This window comes from Gilvimarinus sp. 1_MG-2023 (assembly GCF_030548285.1).
Genome location: NZ_JAUOSC010001761.1, coordinates 1 through 234, shown reverse-complemented (window position 1 = coordinate 234; position 234 = coordinate 1). Strand labels below are relative to the sequence as shown.

1 protein-coding gene is annotated in these 234 nt (G+C 55.1%); it reads left to right on the top strand.

The window, feature by feature from the left end:
• A partial coding sequence (locus Q4563_RS22760; RefSeq protein ID WP_303606165.1) for a hypothetical protein occupies window positions 1–234 on the top strand: 234 nt, incomplete at both ends.

Here is a 234-nt window from a genome sequence, read left to right as displayed (position 1 = left end):
GATAGATATCTGGCACAATTGGTATAACACCGAAAGTGCGGACTTTGTCCGGATCGACATAGACGGAGATGGCAGCATCCAATACGGGACCGATGCCTATTTCTGGACCTATGTGCGCTTGCCCAATTATGTGTTCTCGATCACGCACCAGGATGGTGGTTCCTTCCTGCGGCTTGGGTCAGTGACGGCGGTCGATTTGGCTGGGGACGCGGGCGATAACCTGCTGGAGGGCAC